The 18,036-nt window shown below is 36.5% G+C and carries 16 protein-coding genes; 5 read left to right on the top strand and 11 right to left on the bottom strand.

Annotation, left to right across the window (positions count from 1 at the left end):
* Positions 1–59: 59 nt before the first annotated feature.
* Positions 60–1,310, top strand: coding sequence for a DNA polymerase IV (locus BN3107_RS06890; protein ID WP_058306876.1), 1,251 nt, complete (start codon positions 60–62; stop codon positions 1,308–1,310).
* A 95-nt stretch (positions 1,311–1,405) separates the two neighbouring features.
* Here BN3107_RS06890 and BN3107_RS06885 read toward each other — a convergent pair whose 3' ends face one another.
* The 7 genes from BN3107_RS06885 to BN3107_RS06850 form a co-directional block, all read right to left on the bottom strand.
* Positions 1,406–1,801 (bottom strand): hypothetical protein, encoded by a 396-nt coding sequence (locus BN3107_RS06885; RefSeq protein ID WP_058306875.1) that lies wholly within the window; start codon positions 1,799–1,801, stop codon positions 1,406–1,408.
* A gap of 121 nt (positions 1,802–1,922) precedes the next feature.
* On the bottom strand, positions 1,923–2,168 hold the full coding sequence (locus BN3107_RS06880; protein WP_058306874.1) for a hypothetical protein: 246 nt from the start codon (positions 2,166–2,168) through the stop codon (positions 1,923–1,925).
* A 987-nt stretch (positions 2,169–3,155) separates the two neighbouring features.
* Positions 3,156–4,568: an o-succinylbenzoate--CoA ligase gene (locus BN3107_RS06870; RefSeq protein ID WP_058306872.1), complete on the bottom strand. Its 1,413-nt coding sequence runs from the start codon at positions 4,566–4,568 to the stop codon at positions 3,156–3,158.
* 696 nt (positions 4,569–5,264) lie between these two features.
* Positions 5,265–6,083 (bottom strand): 1,4-dihydroxy-2-naphthoyl-CoA synthase, encoded by an 819-nt coding sequence (menB, locus tag BN3107_RS06865; protein WP_058306871.1) that lies wholly within the window; start codon positions 6,081–6,083, stop codon positions 5,265–5,267.
* Positions 6,084–6,160: 77 nt separating this feature from the next.
* Positions 6,161–6,964 carry a 2-succinyl-6-hydroxy-2,4-cyclohexadiene-1-carboxylate synthase gene (gene menH / locus BN3107_RS06860; protein ID WP_058306870.1) on the bottom strand — a complete coding sequence of 268 codons (804 nt, stop codon included), beginning with the start codon at positions 6,962–6,964 and terminating at the stop codon, positions 6,161–6,163.
* Positions 6,948–8,696: a 2-succinyl-5-enolpyruvyl-6-hydroxy-3-cyclohexene-1-carboxylic-acid synthase gene (menD, locus tag BN3107_RS06855; protein ID WP_058306869.1), complete on the bottom strand. Its 1,749-nt coding sequence runs from the start codon at positions 8,694–8,696 to the stop codon at positions 6,948–6,950. Before menD ends, menH begins: the two co-directional genes overlap by 17 nt.
* Positions 8,693–10,084, bottom strand: a complete 1,392-nt coding sequence (locus BN3107_RS06850) for an isochorismate synthase (RefSeq protein WP_058306868.1) — start codon at positions 10,082–10,084, stop codon at positions 8,693–8,695. Before BN3107_RS06850 ends, menD begins: the two co-directional genes overlap by 4 nt.
* Positions 10,085–10,315: 231 nt before the next feature.
* Between BN3107_RS06850 and BN3107_RS06845 the strand changes: the two genes are divergently transcribed.
* A complete protein-coding gene (locus BN3107_RS06845; RefSeq protein WP_058306867.1) occupies positions 10,316–11,260 on the top strand; it encodes a 1,4-dihydroxy-2-naphthoate polyprenyltransferase in 945 nt (314 codons plus the stop codon).
* A gap of 29 nt (positions 11,261–11,289) precedes the next feature.
* Positions 11,290–11,682 carry a PaaI family thioesterase gene (locus tag BN3107_RS06840; RefSeq protein ID WP_058306866.1) on the top strand — a complete coding sequence of 131 codons (393 nt, stop codon included), beginning with the start codon at positions 11,290–11,292 and terminating at the stop codon, positions 11,680–11,682.
* 572 nt (positions 11,683–12,254) lie between these two features.
* Here BN3107_RS06840 and BN3107_RS06835 read toward each other — a convergent pair.
* Together BN3107_RS06835 and BN3107_RS06830 are read right to left on the bottom strand one after the other, a co-directional pair.
* On the bottom strand, positions 12,255–12,833 hold the full coding sequence (locus tag BN3107_RS06835; RefSeq protein ID WP_231735265.1) for an ECF transporter S component: 579 nt from the start codon (positions 12,831–12,833) through the stop codon (positions 12,255–12,257).
* Between the two features lie 99 nt (positions 12,834–12,932).
* Positions 12,933–13,982 (bottom strand): M20/M25/M40 family metallo-hydrolase, encoded by a 1,050-nt coding sequence (locus tag BN3107_RS06830; RefSeq protein WP_058306865.1) that lies wholly within the window; start codon positions 13,980–13,982, stop codon positions 12,933–12,935.
* Positions 13,983–14,054: 72 nt separating this feature from the next.
* Between BN3107_RS06830 and BN3107_RS06825 the strand changes: the two genes are divergently transcribed.
* Positions 14,055–15,059 (top strand): potassium channel family protein, encoded by a 1,005-nt coding sequence (locus BN3107_RS06825; RefSeq protein WP_058306864.1) that lies wholly within the window; start codon positions 14,055–14,057, stop codon positions 15,057–15,059.
* Positions 15,060–15,164: 105 nt separating this feature from the next.
* Here BN3107_RS06825 and BN3107_RS06820 read toward each other — a convergent pair whose 3' ends face one another.
* Both BN3107_RS06820 and BN3107_RS06815 read right to left on the bottom strand, forming a co-directional pair.
* On the bottom strand, positions 15,165–15,572 hold the full coding sequence (locus BN3107_RS06820) for a YugN family protein (RefSeq protein ID WP_058306863.1): 408 nt from the start codon (positions 15,570–15,572) through the stop codon (positions 15,165–15,167).
* A gap of 586 nt (positions 15,573–16,158) precedes the next feature.
* Positions 16,159–17,505, bottom strand: coding sequence for a glucose-6-phosphate isomerase (locus tag BN3107_RS06815; protein WP_058306862.1), 1,347 nt, complete (start codon positions 17,503–17,505; stop codon positions 16,159–16,161).
* A 315-nt stretch (positions 17,506–17,820) separates the two neighbouring features.
* Here BN3107_RS06815 and BN3107_RS06810 point away from each other — a divergent pair, with 315 nt between their 5' ends.
* Positions 17,821–18,021: a DUF378 domain-containing protein gene (locus tag BN3107_RS06810; protein ID WP_058306861.1), complete on the top strand. Its 201-nt coding sequence runs from the start codon at positions 17,821–17,823 to the stop codon at positions 18,019–18,021.
* Positions 18,022–18,036: the final 15 nt, after the last annotated feature.

The raw sequence follows: 18,036 nt of genomic DNA, 5'->3' as shown, positions 1-18,036 counted from the left end.
TAGTTTTCTCGTCTATAATAAACGAATAAGAACAAATGTTCGTTAGCGAGGTTGAACTGATGGATTATCGAACTTTTCCTAAACATAATGTACTTTGTATCGATATGCGTTCCTTTTATGCTAGCATCGAGTGTGTGAAACGCGGATTAAATCCGATGACAACAATGTTAGCGGTAGTTGGCGATAAAAATCGCTCAGGTAGTATTATTCTCGCTGCTTCTCCTGCATTAAAGCAGCGACACGGCGTAAAAAATGTTAGTAGATATTTCGAATTACCAAATGATCCAGCGATTCATGTCGTAGAAGCTAAAATGGGAGATTATGTGCAAGTATCTGTTGCCATTACACGATTATTGCATGACTATGTACCAAAAGAAGCAATACACCCCTACTCTGTCGATGAGATGTGGATTACAGTCGATGGATTAGAACCCCTGTATGGAAACGCAGAACAAATAGCACAAATGATAAAAGAAGAAATATATGAGACTATGGGATTAACTTGCGCTATTGGGATTGGAGACAATAAATTTTTAGCTAAAGTTGTAATGGATTTGTATGCTAAAAAAACAGGTATTGCCACATGCCGCTATCAAGATGTTGAACGATTATTATGGCCGGTCTCCATTGAAAAAATTTGGGGAATTGGCCGACGTTTAACGGTTCATTTAAATCGAATGGGGATTATTTATTTAGGACAATTGGCGAATTATCGTTTAGACCGACTAAAGAAACGATTTGGTGTAATTGGGGAACAATTATATTGGCATGCATGGGGAATCGACCTAAGTCCAGTATATGATTCTTATGGCAAAAAAGAAGAACAAAAGGGATTTGGTCATGGCATTACCTTGTTAAGAGATTACACGGCTGAAGAGACATTAACTTGTATTCTTGATTTAACAGAAGAAGTCTGTCGACGAGCACGGGATCACCAAAGAGCTGGGAGAACGATCCATCTCGGTATAGCTTATGCTGACCATAGTGGAGGATTTCACCGTTCTTCGTCTCTCCAGTTACCCACTAATGTCACGATGGATGTGTATCGTGTATGTTTACAGTTGTTTCATCAATTTTATAATCATCACAGTAAAATTAGACGTGTCTCCGTATCGTTAAATAATCTTTATGATGATATGGAAACCCAATTAAATTTATTTGATGATCAACCAAAGAAAAAAGATATTGGCTATGTAATGGATGCGATTCGCACCAAATATGGCTCTACCTCTCTTTTACGTGCGACTAGTTATACAGAAGCTGGGATCACAAGAGAAAGAAGCAAAAAAATCGGTGGACATTATGCTTAAAGTGGGCAATTTTCCACAGGGATTGAGATACTGTGACGTAAAAGACATTTGGAGCGAAACTGGAACATAACATTTTTCTCCGCTTCAAACACACGCTAAGCAATATAGTGTGTGCAATAGCTATCTGCACTATATAATGACTCAGGGAACCATACAAATAGGAAACAGACAATGAAACATACACCTAAAACTATCATAGTATACCTTTTTATCCTTTTACCGAGTGAATCAATATTATATCTGAATAAAACGGGGACTAAAGCCGTTCCTATAATAGAAGAAAGCAGAATACCAAAGCTTATAATTCCATATGTCATTCCTTCCCAACCGTTACTGGTAAACCACAAGCCATAACCGGTAAAAAGTATCGCTAACAAAAAAACAATTATGGGTGGTATGAAAAGAAACTTTGATTTATTAATTTTCACATAGCTATAGAAAAGAATATTTAACCCTAGAAAAAAACCAAACAGAATATAAATAAATAGCATTCAAGTAACCTCCTTGTGTTAAATAAGTTGAAAAATTACTATCAAAAGTTGTTTTCCACTAAATTGTGAAGAAAGCTCCCTAAATGTGAGATTTCTTTGTAATTGCAGAATGTATCTATTTTCAAACAGACTTAGCAAAGGAAACAATAGAAAAAAGTAAGATTGTGACAGCTAAATAAATATATGCAGCACCTTCAAAACCTCTAACAACATAAATAGCTACTACCATTAATACTACAAAAGCGATAAAACCAATCAATGAAGGAATTTTTGAAAAAGAAGTATGTGCATTCTTAAGCCATTTGGTTAAAAATAATATGACAATGCCAATTCCAAACCCTATTGCAACTGGAACATATACTAACACGCAATCACCCCTGCTTTTAGTAACGTAATAATATTCTATTTTGTTTTATTTACCTAGTTTTGTTCAAACTACAACGTTTTTCTATATATGTAAATAGAACTAAATCCTTTTCATTAAAAAAATTGCATCGCATAAAATTCACAGATTTTGTAGGTGTACACCGAAGAAACTACGATAAGAATCGAACCCAACACCAACTGGATTTTATCTATTTTGTTTTTTGTATATCTATATAGAAGCCCATACCACATCAAAAGCAACATAGCAGATGTTCCCAAAAACATATATGGTGGAACATCTTTTATTGGGGTAGGGACCAAAGTTGTTAGAAATAGACTATATACTATCAAAATACCAGAAAGAAATATACTGATAAACGTCCAATTTTTAGCAGGATAAATTAACTGTATCTTATCTGCATCCGATTTCAAACTTAGAAAACGCCAAGTGTAATCACTAAGCCATAGCGTACTTAAAACAAAAGGAATAACCAAAATAAACAGGTTAATTTTTCCAGCGAATCCCGCGCCAAAGATTATAAAAAAAGACATGAAAGAAAGGACAATAAGCGCAAAAAAATAACTTATGTGACAAAATTTCACCTTCAAAATATTCAGTCCCTTTTTTAAATGATAGGAAACACACCTGTTAGAACTAAGCTTCAGTTCAGTTTGCTTAACCTCCTAATACATATTTTACCATAAAATAGAAATAAAAAAAGCTAATGAAAAACTATCTCTTTATAATTGTCGCGCAAAACTACCACCTACCACCTTTACAATCCCTTAACTTATGTGGTTACGAAGACTCATCGCACTAATTGCTGTCGTTGGCGCTATTTTAAAAGCAAAAAAATAGCCCCCCCTATTCTGACCAAATGGGTAAGCTATTTTCTGGTTTGAACTAGAATAAATAAGACAATTTTTTTACTTGGCGACCTGCTCGATTTCACGAAAAGAAAAAGTCATTCGTCAAGAATTTTTTGCCCTATTTTAGTTTATGTCGTTGTAATTTATTGGTAGCATTTCTAGGAAGCTGATCGCGAAAGTGAATTTGTTTAGGAACTTTAAAATTTGCCAAGCGTTCTTTACAATAATCTTTTATATGATCCGTGGTTATTTGTTTATCATTTTTTACTATATACGCTACTGGCACTTGTCCCCACTCCCTATCTTCCTGCGCTGTCACTCCTGCCTCCATGACGCCGTCCACAGTCAAAAGAACTTCTTCGATTTCAGCAGGATAGATATTCTCTCCACCAGAAATAATTAAATCACTGCGACGATCAACAACATAAAGAAAACCCTCTTCATCGAAATAACCTAAATCCCCTGTTCGCAACCATTCATTACTTTGTTTCTTATGTTGATAATAACCTGGTGAAACCATTGGCCCCTTCGCCAGTATTTCTCCGATTTGATTAGGAATACATTCTCCTTTTTCATCGATAATTTTTAATGACGCAGTGAAAAGTGGCTTTCCTGCAGAACCTAACTTTCGCAAAGCATCTTTTTCATTCAATGTAGCGATTTGTGAACAGGTTTCGGTCATGCCATAGGTTTGAACAATAGGTACCTGCTTCACTTTAGCCTGTTCTAATAATGGTTTTGGAGCTGGTCCACCGCCCAATAACATACAACGAAATGAATCTGGATAGGATTCGGTACCCATTCTTTCTAATAAGCGTGAACATGTTACTGCAACTACTGATATGATCGTAACTTGATCTTCCATAATTGCTTTGTGTGCCTGTTCTGCATCAAATTTTTCTAGCAAATATATCGGCATGCCATAAATTACACTTTTTATTAAAATCGATAGTCCGCCAATATGAAATAACGGCAAAGAAGCCAACCATTTATCCTCAGGGAACAATCCAAGATTCAGAGAAGATGCAACAGCACTTGACCAATGATTGTCAAAGGTATGCTGAACAGCCTTTGCTCTGCCAGTAGTTCCCGAAGTAAACATCATCGAGCAAACTTTTTCCATATCTATTTCATCTACGAGTGGATCCTCACTTATAGTTAATTTTTTTATTGCGAAAAAGGATTCCAGTGACACATGAAGATGTTTAGCTTTTTCCAAATAACGAGATGATGTAAGAATAAGACCGACATCTGCATCGTTACATTGTTGTTGCCATTCTGCTATAGACAATCTCGTATTTAGAAACACAACAGGTGTATGTATATATGTACACGCCCAAAAGGCAACCACCATATCGATCGAATTGTCGGATAAAATCGCAATATGACCATTTGGCTTAAGGTTATTTAACTGACGAGCAAATTGTTGTGATTTTTGTTGCAACTGAAGAAAAGTCACAGAATGATCTTCCGTTTCAATTGCAATCTGATTAGGCGATAGGACTGCCCTCTTATTTAACCAATGTTCCATAACACACCTCCACGATGGATACTAGTAAAGAGACTGGGACATAACTATTATTTAGATTCTAACACGAATGATGTAATATGTATTATTGCGCAATTAAAGGATTATGCGACATAACTTTGGTAGTCATTTTGATAATTTGGAACAGCTAAAAACCGCTACGGCTTGCCCTCTTCCCTTTCCATGGGGTTTTCCATTCAGCTAACTTTTCCAAGCAAAAACCGCATGGAAAAGTGGATCTTCATGGAAAACAATCCCACAGGAGTGGAAGTGGCCGCCTCCGCTCAAAGGAATTCTACAACTATTGCAAATGCTAGGATTTTGGATTGTTACAAATATAAGCTTAAATTGCTAATAATGATAAGTAATTCTAGAAGTCATTTATGATCAATAGGGAATAAAGCCAACATTTTTATTCTTACTTTAGTTGTAAAGCATTGATAAGCGCAGGCGTCGGCTTCCACTCCTGCGGGATGTTTTTATCCGAAGATCCACTTTTTAAGCGCACTTTGCTTAAAAAGTTAGCTGAGGAGAAAAACCCGCGGAAAGGGAAGCCGACAAGCCGGAGCGGTTACTAAACACAACCACCATTTCAAAATTACCACTAGAGTTACGTCGCACAATCATGCTAATACACATGAAAATCCAAACGATTTCATAGTCTATCCTGATAATCGTTTGGATTTCGCTAATCGTATATTAAGGGAAACGTGGGAATTTTTTAAAGTCTGGCTTACGTTTTTCTTTAAACGCATCGCGACCTTCTTTTGCTTCATCTGTTGTATAATAAAGCAATGTAGCATCTCCACCCATTTGTTGTAAGCCTGCTAATCCATCTGTATCAGCATTAAACGAAGCTTTCAAGAAACGTAGCGCTGTTGGCGATTTTTCTAACATTTCCTCACACCATTGCACCGTCTCTTCCTCTAGTTTGTCTAGCGGAACCACCGTGTTTACTAAGCCCATATCTAACGCTTCTTGGGCATTATATTGACGGCATAAATACCAAATTTCACGAGCTTTCTTATGTCCTACGATTCGAGCTAGTAATCCAGCACCATAACCAGCATCAAAGCTTCCTACTTTAGGTCCTGTTTGGCCAAAAATAGCATTATCTGCTGCAATCGTTAAATCACATACAACGTGCAGTACATGTCCGCCACCAATTGCATAGCCTGAAACCATGGCGACAACGGGTTTAGGAATTACCCTAATTAAACGCTGTAAGTCTAAAACATTTAGACGCGGAATTTCATCTTCTCCAACATAACCACCATGACCACGTACTTTTTGATCTCCACCTGAACAGAAAGCTTTTTCTCCTGCTCCAGCTAGCACGATCACACCAATTTTGGAATCATCACGCGCATATGTAAAAGCGTCGATTAGTTCATTTACCGTCTGCGGACGAAAAGCATTTCGCACCTCTGGACGGTTAATCGTTATTTTTGCAATACCATTATATGTTTCATATAACACATCTTCGTAGCTACGTTCACTTACCCATTCTACTGTCATCGTTTGTCCTCCTCTTATTTATCGATTGAGACTTCCATCAATCTAAGTATTAAAACTTCTGCTATCCACGACGAAACTTATCTGGAAGTTTGCGTCATAATAAAGTCTTCTACTATTGTACCAAAAATTTTTGATTGTTCCACATGAATTGCATGTCCAGCTTCTTCGATCACTACCAATTTGCTATTTGGCAGGGATTGATTGATCTTTTGATTGATCGTGACAAACTTTTGATCCCACTCACCGACGATTAATAACACAGGTAAAGTTAAATCGGAGAGCTTATTCCACAAAGAAGGCATAACACCAGTCCCCATTACTTGTAATGAAGCGGATAAACCTCTTTTATCCTGATTTAATCGTTCTTCTCTAATAGCCAAACGTTTTTCAAAAGGGAGTTGCTTTTGTGAATCAAATAAGGGGATATTCTCCCATTTATCAACGAAGTCCTCTATTGTATGATGTAAAATAAAATCAGCTAATTGTGCGTCTTTTTCCTGTCGTTCATGTAGATCTTGCTTGGCTTTTAATCCTGGAGAAGCACTTTCTAAAATTAAAGTGCGAATGATTTCTGGATAGTAACAAGCAAAAGAAAGTGCTGTCCTACCTCCCATTGAGTACCCGACTAAATCTATTTCATCTAATTGTAAATGAGCTAAAAGCATTTTAAGATCAGCACAACAATCTTCCATTGACTTCACACTTGCTTTTGTCTGCCCATGACCAGGCAGATCAATCAAAATACATTCATTTTTCGGAAAAAACGAAATGATCGACTGCCATGTCTGGGTGGAGCCGGTAAAACCATGTAAAAAAACAATCGGCTTTCCTTTCCCATAACGTTCCACCCAGTACTCGTTATTTCTAGTCTTGACGAGCATCGCTATTTTCCTCCAAAACAGATAACGAATTCTTTTCTATTTCTTGCCATTTTGTTCGATGCCAATTGACATTTTCATCGCGAATCGTCTGTACCTCTATCAGAGATACGCCGCCTTTCATATAACTTATGTTTAAAGCGCTAAGATATTGTTGCCAATCTTCGACAGCATGGTAGTCGATATCGTATAAAGCTGCCGCCTTTTCCATTGAAATATGTTGGGGCGTTCCAAATAACATTTCATAATGAACATTTTCCGCTTGTGCTTGCGGTAAAAAGGAAAAGATGCCACCACCTTGATTGTTAATTAAGACAATTGTAAGGTTAAACGAATAGTTTTTGGTCAATAATAGACCGTTCATACTATGTAAGAAAGAAATGTCCCCCACTAATAGCGTGACATGTTTTCCCGTGACCGCTGTACCTATAGCAGTAGATAAAATACCATCGATTCCATTTGCACCACGATTAGCATATATCGTTATTTCTTTATCACTAGCAAACCAGAAGGTATCTACGTCACGAATTGGCATGCTATTACCTACAAAAAGCGTACTCTCTTTTGGAATGGATGATTGAATCCCTTGTACAGCCGTTCCTTCTGTTAATAGCTGGTGATCTCGAGCTAATATTTCTTTTGTCTGTTTATTTAAGGATTGCCATAAGGATAACCAGCTTGAATCCATTGAAACCGAAAGTTGCGCTAGTTGTCTGGCAATCTCTTGTGGGTGACCATCAATATAGTCTGCCCCTTTGATAGATGGATTACGATAGCTAATTTCTTCATCAATAATAAACTGCAAAATGTTTTTTTCCTGTACTAGTTGCAAAAAAGCTTTGGATACAGGCATTGCTCCAAATCGAATAACAATGTCCACATTAAGTCGTTCACGCACTTGCTTTGATTTCAAGATACTGTCATAACTTTCTATAAGGAAATCTTCGTTTTTTACATCCCTTAAGTAGGATAATGGATCAGCAAGAATAGGCATCTGCCAAGCTTTAGCCAATTGCAGAATGGACTCTGCTAGTTTCGGATCGTCATGCGGTCCACAAACAATTAATCCCCGCCTAGATTCACCTATTTTATTCTGAATCGCAGCTATTGTAGTCTGATCTAACTGAGATTTTCTAGTGTGAAAATGAGTTACTTCTTGAGAAGTTGCTCCCCACACATCATTTTCCGTAAAATCAGGTATCAGTGGTTCACGAAATGGAAAATTAAGGTGGACTGGTCCTTTTATAGGAAATAATGATTGTTGTACTGCACGGTCGCCATGATTTCTTGCGTATTGTAACATGTTTTCGGTTGCTTCCGGCAACGCCATTTCTTGAAACCATTTAACATAATTACCATAGATCTTGATTTGATCAATCGCTTGTGGAGCACCCACATCACGTAACTCATGAGGGCGGTCGGCAGTTAAAACAATTAAAGGAATTCTGCTATAGTAAGCTTCAATAATAGCTGGAAAATAATTAGCGGCAGCCGTACCAGATGAACATACCAGTACGACTGCTTGTTTGGTTTCTTTCGCAATTCCTAAACCAAAAAATCCTGCCGAACGTTCGTCAATATCTACCCATAATTTAAATGCTCCATATTCAGCAAATGTTAATGCAAGAGGTGTCGATCGTGAGCCAGGTGAAACTACAACATGCCGCACCCCACTTTGGTAAAGCTGATCAACAAAATTACCGACATACTTTGTTAAAGATGTAATATGACTCATATTGATCCTCCAAGCGCCTGCAGCATAGGTGTAAACTTTATGTTTGTTTCTTGGTATTCGATTTCAGGATCAGACCCCTTCACTACACCACAGCCAGCGAACAAGGAAGCTTTATCCTGATCAATTAATGCCGAGCGAATAGCCACTGCAAATTCACCATTAAAATGTTGATCAAACCAACCGATAGGTGCACCATACCAACCACGTTCCAACAACTCAAACTTTCGGATAAATGCTAATGAACTTTCACGCGGAAAACCACATAAAGCAGGTGTTGGATGTAATTTCTCAACAACATCTAATAACGTATATCCTTTTTTTAGCTCTGCTTTTACAGGGGTGTATAAGTGTTGCAGATTTTTCAATCGATATAATGTTGGTTGATCAGGAATTTCTACATACTTAGCACATGAATGTACCGCATTTTTTATCATGTCGACGACAAACTGGTGCTCTTCCCTATTCTTTTGATCGTTAAGTAATTGTTGACCATACCAATTATCTTCTTTCAAAGACTTTCCTCTTGGCGAAGTACCCGCCAAACAAGTCGAAAATAATTGTTGATTATCTACTTTCACTAGTCTTTCCGGTGTAGCTCCTACAAAACAAACATCATCTTTTTCCCATGCAAAAACAAAACTATGCTCTTGTGTACTTTTTAAAGTGTTCAAAACTTGTCCAATATCACATATTTCATCAAATTCGATTTGAAGTTCTCTTGCTAATACAATTTTATCGACATCTTCTCTTTCAATCGTGTCCGTGGCTTTGACAACTAACTCTCTCCACTGCACAGGATCCACTTCATGTTTTAATACAATTGCATTTTTCTCAAATATCGGCTTCGGGGCATGAATCAACTGGTTTCTTTTAGTAACTAGATCTGCTGACAGTTCATCGATGTTACTTTCCTCATTGACATAGACCGTTGTTGTTAAGAATGCACGATCATATTCCACCGTCAACAAAAAAGTTGGCACACGAAATTGACTTCCCTCAAAACCTTTCCATAGTTCGTTGACTTTTTCATCCGAGTCAAAAGGAAAGCCCCCAAATGCAATCGGACCTGTTTTATAGTTATCGTATGGATTATCCACCCAACTATTTTTCAACACTTGTTGCCATTCATTGGTTAATTGGTGATAAGAGCCGTCTTGATTTTGTAAAAGCACAGCATCTCCAATACCAACAAATTGTGTAGATTGATCTGCACTTGACCAAAACATTCTATTCTCTTGCAGTCCTTTACCAGCCTGAAAAAATTGGATTGGATCGATCCATGCTATTTGTTCCGTAATACTTACAAAGGTTGGTGCAGCCTTGCCTATTGATTGCTTCTGTGCTGCTTGCAACACACCATCTATATCTAAATCCTTTGTTTCAATCATTGGTAACCCTCCAATATAATAGGGCATTTATCATAAACGCTATTCATTATAGTATAATTTGTTATATTTTAAAAGGTTATAACTTATGCTACTAGTTATATACCCTTTATTAGTATAACAAAAAACTTAACTTTGGTGCTGAATAATGTTTCAAACAATAGATTGACACATATTTAAGTATTCACTAAACTTATAATGTTACTTACTTTTTTTCAAGGAGATTATTTACATATGGGAAATAAATCAGATTCAAACGCAAACCACTTAAATGAGAAACCGGGATTTCATATATGGTGGAGACTATTAAGACCACATACACTAACTGCTTCATTTATTCCTGTGTTCGTTGGAACGATGCTTGCCATTTTAGATGGAACTTTTCGTCCTTTTGTATTTATTGCGATGTTAATTGCAGCTATACTTATTCAAGCGGCAACAAATATGTTTAATGAGTATTATGATTTTGTAAGAGGCTTAGATAACGAAAATTCGGTAGGCATAGGTGGCACCATTGTTAGAGACGGTATAAAACCAATTGTCGTCAAAAGGTTAGCATTTACCTTTTATGGAATAGCAGCTCTATTTGGTATCTACATCTGTATCATTTCAAGTTGGTGGATCGCAGTCATTGGACTTGCATGTATGTTAATCGGTTATTTATACACGGGCGGACCTCTTCCAATTGCCTATACACCGTTTGGAGAAGTTTTTTCTGGTCTTTTAATGGGAACGGTCATTATTGGAATTAGTTACTATATCCAAACCTTCGCTATCACATGGCAGGTACTTGTCATCTCTATTCCGATTGCCATTTTAATTGGATGTATTTTACTGTCAAATAATATTCGGGATCTTGATGGAGATAAGGAAAACGGGCGTAAAACGATTGCTATTTTAGTTGGTCGAAACAAAGCGATTATATTATTATCCAGTTTAATGTTAACAAGTTATGCCTTAACGGCTGCTTTTATTATCGCTGGACTATTACCTATTTACAGTATTATTAGTTTACTTAGTATCTCTAAAGCTAGAGAAGCAGTTAAAACGTTTCAAGCAAATACCACAAATGTTGGAATGATCCCGGCAATGGCGGCAACGGCTAAGACGAATACATTCTATGGTGGATTAATAGGTTTCTCTCTCTTGTTGCAAATCCTTTTTCCATTGTCTTTATAAATTAAGAGAAGACTTAGGAGGAAATAGACATGACACATCAAACATTAATGGAAGCATTACAGATGAACATAACAAAACAATCAAAAGAACTAGTAACAGTTGAAATGCCAATTACAGGATCGGTAAAACAGCCGATGGGTTTTTTGCACGGTGGAGCAACTGTTTCGTTAGCAGAAACCGCTGCAAGTATTGGTGGTATGCAATATGTCAACCCTTCTTCACAAGCAATTGTAGGGATTGAAATTAACTGTAATCATCTGAAAGGTAAAAAAGATGGCACTATAACTGCACAAGCAACACCAATTCATATTGGGAAAAAAACAATGGTATGGAATATCAATATAGTTGATAAAAACAAACAATTAATCGCTATATCACGATGCACGCTAGGTATTGTCAGCACAAACAAAAACTTAGAGTAATCACTTCACTTATCACAGAGGTTGAGACAAAATATTTTTTTAACTAGAAAATCCAAACGATTTCAAAAGCTATTCGAATAATCGTTTGGATTTTATGCGTATTAGAGCTATGAAATAATCTATGGAGAGATAATAACTGCGTAACAACCGCTCCAGCTTAGAGGGACTCTACAACTATTGCAAATGCTGATATTTTGGAATATTACAATTAGACAATAAACCAGCTTATATTGATAACAATAATTAATCTAATGATAAATTGATAGAAAATAGTGAATACGCCAACATGATTATTCTCGATTCAGTTGCAGAGTATTAAAAAGCGCAGGCGTCCGTTTCCACTCCTGCGGGAAGTTTTTATCCGAAGATCCACTTTGGTAAGTGGTCTTTGCTTACCAAAGTTAGCTGAGGAGAAAAACCCGCGGAAAGGGAAACGAACAAGCCGGAGCGATTGCTAAGCACATATAATACCTCATAATCACCACTACATTAGTGTCGCATAATCCTTAAAAATGCATATTGCATTATTCGCTTTTTAAGTTAAGAACAACCTTTATGTCTAAGTATTTTTTCTATTGCTTCTTTATCCATTTTTGTAATTTAGTGAATATAATAGCAAAAACAATTCCCACTATTACACCTTTGATAAGGTTAAAAGGTAAAATCCCCACTAATACTGTGCTTAGCTTCACACTCTCAGACATTTCTTCCCATCCCATAAACCAACTGTAAGCTGGGATGAATAGAAAATAATTCAAAATACTTAAGCCAAGTGTCATAAAGATCGTACCAAGTACTATTCCATTTAAAACACTTTTCATTGTGCCATGTTTTAAATAAAGAAAGCTTACCGGAACAATATAAAACATACCAGCAAAGAAATTCGCCAATGCTCCAATCGGATCGGATATTGCTGTCAAAAGTAAATAAAGAATATTCTTTATAGCTACTACCAAAACACCGGCAACAGGAGAAAACATAGTTCCGGCAATAAGTGCAGGTATATCGCTGACATCTATTCGTAGATATGCCGGTATAAATGGAAATGGTAATGGAAAATTCAAAAACATTAATAAGACCGAAATGGTTCCCATAATGGAAATAACTATTAAACGATACAAATTATTCGTTTGGGTCAAGGATGACTTCAATATGTTAGCCTCCCAATACAACATATATTTTTTAGGCGGTCCAAAAAGATCCACCACAAATTATCGTATGGTTTTTAACATATTATGTCAACCTTTAATTTAATCTTCTAATGGATTTAAGGTTTCCGTTCCACTCATGTTTGTGATCATTTCCACTAACAGTTCAATTTCTTCTTCGATATCTTTTAAACTTGCTGTTTCAACTGGAGAATGCATATACCTTAGTGGTAAGGACACTAAACTGACAGGTACACCGTTGCCAGTCAGACGCATTTTGTCGGCATCTGTTCCGGTATGTCTTGGCGTTAATTCATATTGTACGTTCATTTCTAATTTTTTCGCTGATTTTTCTAATAACTGATTCAACTTTCGGTTTATTGGTGCACCTTTTGCTAGAACAGGTCCTCCATCTAGTCGGATATCACCGTGTTTACGTTTATCTACAGAAGGATAATCTGTAGCAAATGTCACGTCTAATGCTAATGCAGCATCTGGTTTCAATCCAGCTGCTGCAAAATAGGCACCACCCATGTTCGTTTCCTCATTTACTGTACTGACTCCGTAAATTCCGATATTGAGTTTTTGATCCTTTAATCGCTTGATCACTTCTGCAACAATAAAAGCACCCGTACGGTTATCGAGGCCTCTTCCAGAAATATAACGATCGTTTAATATTTCTGAGTTACGCCTGTACACCACAAGATCTCCTATCTGAATATTTCGTTCCAATTCTTCTTTAGAAGTGGCTCCACAATCGATAAATAGATCTTCTACATCAAAATCACCTTTTAAACCACCATGATGTTGCGCATTCACTCCAATAACACCATTTACATTTTTTTCAGACCCTAAGATCTCCACTTTCATTCCAATCGCGGACTTAGGATTAATGCCTCCCATTTTTTCTACATATACAAACCCTTGATCATCGATCCGGTTAACTACAAAAGCGACTTCATCACAATGACCTGCTAAGAGCAAATGAAAGTCTGCCTTCTCATTTAGCACTGCAATCACATTTCCAGCATGATCGGTACGGATTTCATCGGCATAAGGTGCAACATATTTCATCCACTTCTTCTGAATTGCCATCTCCATGCTAGATGGTGATGGGGTATGTAATAATTCTTGTAAAAATTCTTTTTCCATTAAAATCACTCCTATAAAAAAATTGAATAAGCATTTGTATATTGTGAACACTAAAACAAAAAAGGTGATGACATGCTTTGGAATAAATGGATCCAATTTTATTTCCATCTTCCTATTATCGTTCGATTACTATTTAGCGTTTGTCTCTTAATGCTATTATTTGGTTATTTAATACATATTATTGAGCCAAGTCATTTTCCAACGATTTTTGATGGCGTCTGGTGGTCCTTTGTCACAGGATCGACTGTAGGATACGGTGATTATGTACCCTTAAGCTTTTTAGGTAAGTTAATAGGAATATTGTTAATCCTTGCCGGTGGTGGTTTAGTTACCTTCTATATGGCTACTCTATCTGCTGGCACGATTAAACATGAAAAGGATTTAACAGATGGTAAAGTATCATATAAAGGTTCCAACCATACCATCTTAATTGGGTTGAATGAACGTACCAAGCAATTAATTGAAATGTTCAAAGAGCATCATTTTAAGACAGATACTGTATTGATAGACCATACATTAAATAAGGTCTCCTATCAAGACCATCACATACATTTTATACATGGACAACCTACGTCAGATGAGACATTAAAAAAGGCGAACATCGAAAAAGCGAATTTTGTGGTCATTACAGCAGATCCTTCCTTAACTGAGGAAGAAGCAGATCGGCAAACCATTCTTAATATCATCGCTGCTCGCGGAAATCATTCAAGTGTACATATTATTTCGGAAATTCTGACAGAAGTCCAACGAATCAATGCAATTAGAGCAGGGAGCAATGTTGTTCTCCGCTCCAATAATTTCATGAGTTCATTATTTTACCAGTCATTATTTCAAAAAGATGTACAGGTTACAGATATTATAGCAAAGACATTGGAGGAACAACAATTCTGCTCTTGTATTATTAAAGATCCAATGATAGACCATGATTTTTATTATTGTGCAAAACAATTTTTACACGAAAAAAAATGGTTAATTGGTCTGATCCGTGATGAAGAAATGCTTTTACATCCATCTTTTTCATTGCTTATGCAAAAAGGAGACAGACTTATTTATCTGAAGGGTATGGAGCAGGAATGAATCATCATGATTTAATACTCAAAATTTTCACTTCGACGAGTTGAATTTTCAGCTTTTCTACAGTAAAAAAGACAAAGTGGCTCTCTGTCTTTTTTATCATTACTGCTATATTTGCTCAAGCAAAACTTCTAAATTCTCTAAAACGATTTTTCCTTTTTCAATATATGAAGTCGGTATATCTGCATCTTTTTCTACTGGTGTTTGAAACTGATTAAAAGAAGCTTGAATAACACTACTCTCTGCATAAGCATCTACGTCGTCTTGATAACGGTGTGTTAAAATATAGGGCTTATCCATTTTAATCACAGCATTCTCATTTTCAATTTCACCTTTAAGAGAATGAAATGGTACTCGGAGAAAGTGATAGCCATCATCATTTGCCAATTTATAGTCGAAATATCCATGGTCGTACTCCCAAGCTCCACCTAAGGCATATCCTTCCTTCTCCAATATGCGCTTAACTTCACGATAAAAAAACACTTTATTTTCGATGGTCGAATCTAATTCAAACAACGCATTCACCCCTTTTTCATTTAGGATGCCAAAATAAACTGCTTTTATGTGAACCAGGTTATATTTATAGTAAAACTAAACTGCGAAGTAACAACTGGTGTCTGATTGACAAAAGTATCAAGTTGAACGCAAATCCAACGCTACGGAAAAACACTCCCTTTCCGGGGGCACGGCTGAAGCTAACTTGGTAAAGAAAATCACTTTACCAAGTGGATCTTCAGCTCGTGCTGTTCCCCCAGGAGTGTCGCATTTTTCCTCCGCTTTGTTAGTTATCTGTTCAAGTACGAGTAAATATACTGGAATATCAATATTCTAGCGGTTCCTGAATTTGAAGAACACTATTAAAGCGTAGTCCATTTACGTAGACTCCAGCGGGAAAAGCGTCTTCCGAAGACCCCGCAGGCAGGGATTTTCTGCCGAGGAGGCTGAGGTGACGCCCGCGGAAAGCGAAGTAAATGGACGAAGCTTTTGCCTAGCATTCATCATATTTTCAAAATTGTCACAACTTCGCAGTTTGTGTCTACTTATCACTTCACCGATATTAAAAACCTCCCATTTCAAAATAAAATGAGAGGTTTTGGCATTATTATAGACGTTTTTCTAATTTTGCTTTTTCTTCTTCAAATCCTGGCTTACCTAATAGTGCAAACATATTTTTCTTATATGCTTCTACACCTGGTTGATCAAATGGATTCACACCTAATAGGTATCCACTGATTGCACATGCTTTTTCAAAGAAATAGACAACATAACCGAAAGTATATGCGTCAAGTTTCGGTAAATGTACTAATAAGTTTGGCACTTCACCATCTGTATGCGCAAGTAATGTACCCTGGAATGCTTTTTCATTTACAAAGTCTAGCGTTTCACCAGCTAAGTAGTTAAGACCATCTAAATCCTGATCTTCTTTTTCAATCGTGATATTTGATTTCGGCTCTTCTACATGCAGGACCGTTTCAAAGATATCACGACGGCCTTCCTGTACATACTGACCAAGTGAATGAAGGTCTGTCGAGAAATTGGCGGAAGATGGGTAAATTCCCTTGAAATCTTTACCTTCACTTTCACCATAAAGTTGTTTCCACCACTCAGAGAAATATTGAAGTGCTGGTTCATAATTAATTAACATTTCAATCGTTTTTCCTTTATTGTAAAGAACATTTCTTACTGCTGCATATTGGTATGCAGGGTTTTTAGCAAGATCAGCTTCACTTAATTCAACCTGTGCTTTTTGTGCACCTTGCATCATCTCATCAATATCTACACCACTTACGGCAATTGGCAATAAACCTACAGCAGTAAGAACAGAGTAACGCCCACCAACATCATCAGGAATGACAAAGCTCTCATATCCTTCTTCATTCGCCAACGTTTTTAAGGCACCTTTCGCTTTATCTGTTGTCGCATAAATACGTCCTTTTGCTTCATCAACTCCATATTTTTCTTCTAGAAACTTACGGAAAATACGGAATGCTATCGCAGGCTCTGTTGTTGTCCCACTTTTAGAAATAACGTTTACTGATACGTCTTTATCCTTTAATACATCAAAAAGATCATTAATATATGGAGCACTTATGCTGTTACCAACGAAGAATACTTGTGGTGTATCACGTTGACCTTTAGATAATTCGTTATAAAAAGAATGATTTAACATTTCAATTGCTGCGCGTGCTCCTAAGTATGAACCACCAATACCCACTACTAAAAGAACATCCGAATCTGATTTGATTTTTTCAGCAGACTTTTTAATACGTGCAAACTCTTCTTTGTCATAGTCAGTTGGAAGGTCTACCCAACCTAAAAAGTCATTTCCTGCACCAGTTTTGTTATGTACCATTTCATGCGCTAATTTTACCGGTTCTTTTAAATAATCCAATTCATGTTCACCGAAAAAAGTTAGTGCTTTCTCATAATCAAAGCGTACATGTGTCATGTTTTAGTAACCTCCAATAATTTTTATCACTATTTAAATGTACCGAATCCTGCAATGTAAATCAAGCATTGCGGTATTAGATTTTTTATTACTTTCTGAATTTAGGCAAAATTTCTAAATATTAAGAAATAACCGATAGCTATTTTGTATATTTTTCAAGAAAGACCGCAAAATAGAAAAGAATCTTATGGTTTTTATAAAATTATGGGAAATTATTCAATATCTAACCTTTGAGTATTTTATCTTTAATTTTAGAAGCTGTGACCATAAGTAGTTGTTTGGTATTTTTTTTTAACAGAAAGGAGTTAACCATAAATGAAAAAATTAGCATTAGTTCTTATCATCGTTGGCGCGATCAATTGGGGGTTAATAGGCCTTTTTCAATTTGACTTAGTTGCTACCCTTTTCGGTGGTGGTAGTCAAGAAGGAGCATTCGCAAGAGTTATCTATACGATAGTTGGTATAGCCGGTGTTGTCAGTATTGCCTTTCTTTTTGATTCCAATAAACATGAATAGTAATCCAAAAAACCA

Origin of the sequence: Gracilibacillus massiliensis (assembly GCF_001458115.1) — a bacterium.
GTDB classification, from domain to species: Bacteria; Bacillota; Bacilli; order Bacillales; family Amphibacillaceae; genus Gracilibacillus; species Gracilibacillus massiliensis.
This window is presented reverse-complemented; position numbering and strand designations above follow the sequence as displayed.

Excerpts from the sequence above, each read along its gene's own strand:
- BN3107_RS06815 (WP_058306862.1), bottom strand. The coding sequence starts at position 17,505 with ATGACACATGTACGCTTTGATTATGAGAAAGCACTAACTTTTTTCGGT.
- menH (WP_058306870.1), bottom strand. The coding sequence starts at position 6,964 with ATGCTCGTCAAGACTAGAAATAACGAGTACTGGGTGGAACGTTATGGG.
- BN3107_RS06840 (WP_058306866.1), top strand. The coding sequence starts at position 11,290 with ATGACACATCAAACATTAATGGAAGCATTACAGATGAACATAACAAAA.
- menD (WP_058306869.1), bottom strand. The coding sequence starts at position 8,696 with ATGAGTCATATTACATCTTTAACAAAGTATGTCGGTAATTTTGTTGAT.
- BN3107_RS06810 (WP_058306861.1), top strand. The coding sequence starts at position 17,821 with ATGAAAAAATTAGCATTAGTTCTTATCATCGTTGGCGCGATCAATTGG.
- BN3107_RS06825 (WP_058306864.1), top strand. The coding sequence starts at position 14,055 with ATGCTTTGGAATAAATGGATCCAATTTTATTTCCATCTTCCTATTATC.
- BN3107_RS06850 (WP_058306868.1), bottom strand. The coding sequence starts at position 10,084 with ATGATTGAAACAAAGGATTTAGATATAGATGGTGTGTTGCAAGCAGCA.
- menB (WP_058306871.1), bottom strand. The coding sequence starts at position 6,083 with ATGACAGTAGAATGGGTAAGTGAACGTAGCTACGAAGATGTGTTATAT.
- BN3107_RS06830 (WP_058306865.1), bottom strand. The coding sequence starts at position 13,982 with ATGGAAAAAGAATTTTTACAAGAATTATTACATACCCCATCACCATCT.
- BN3107_RS06870 (WP_058306872.1), bottom strand. The coding sequence starts at position 4,568 with ATGGAACATTGGTTAAATAAGAGGGCAGTCCTATCGCCTAATCAGATT.
- BN3107_RS06890 (WP_058306876.1), top strand. The coding sequence starts at position 60 with ATGGATTATCGAACTTTTCCTAAACATAATGTACTTTGTATCGATATG.
- BN3107_RS06845 (WP_058306867.1), top strand. The coding sequence starts at position 10,316 with ATGGGAAATAAATCAGATTCAAACGCAAACCACTTAAATGAGAAACCG.
- BN3107_RS06885 (WP_058306875.1), bottom strand. The coding sequence starts at position 1,801 with ATGCTATTTATTTATATTCTGTTTGGTTTTTTTCTAGGGTTAAATATT.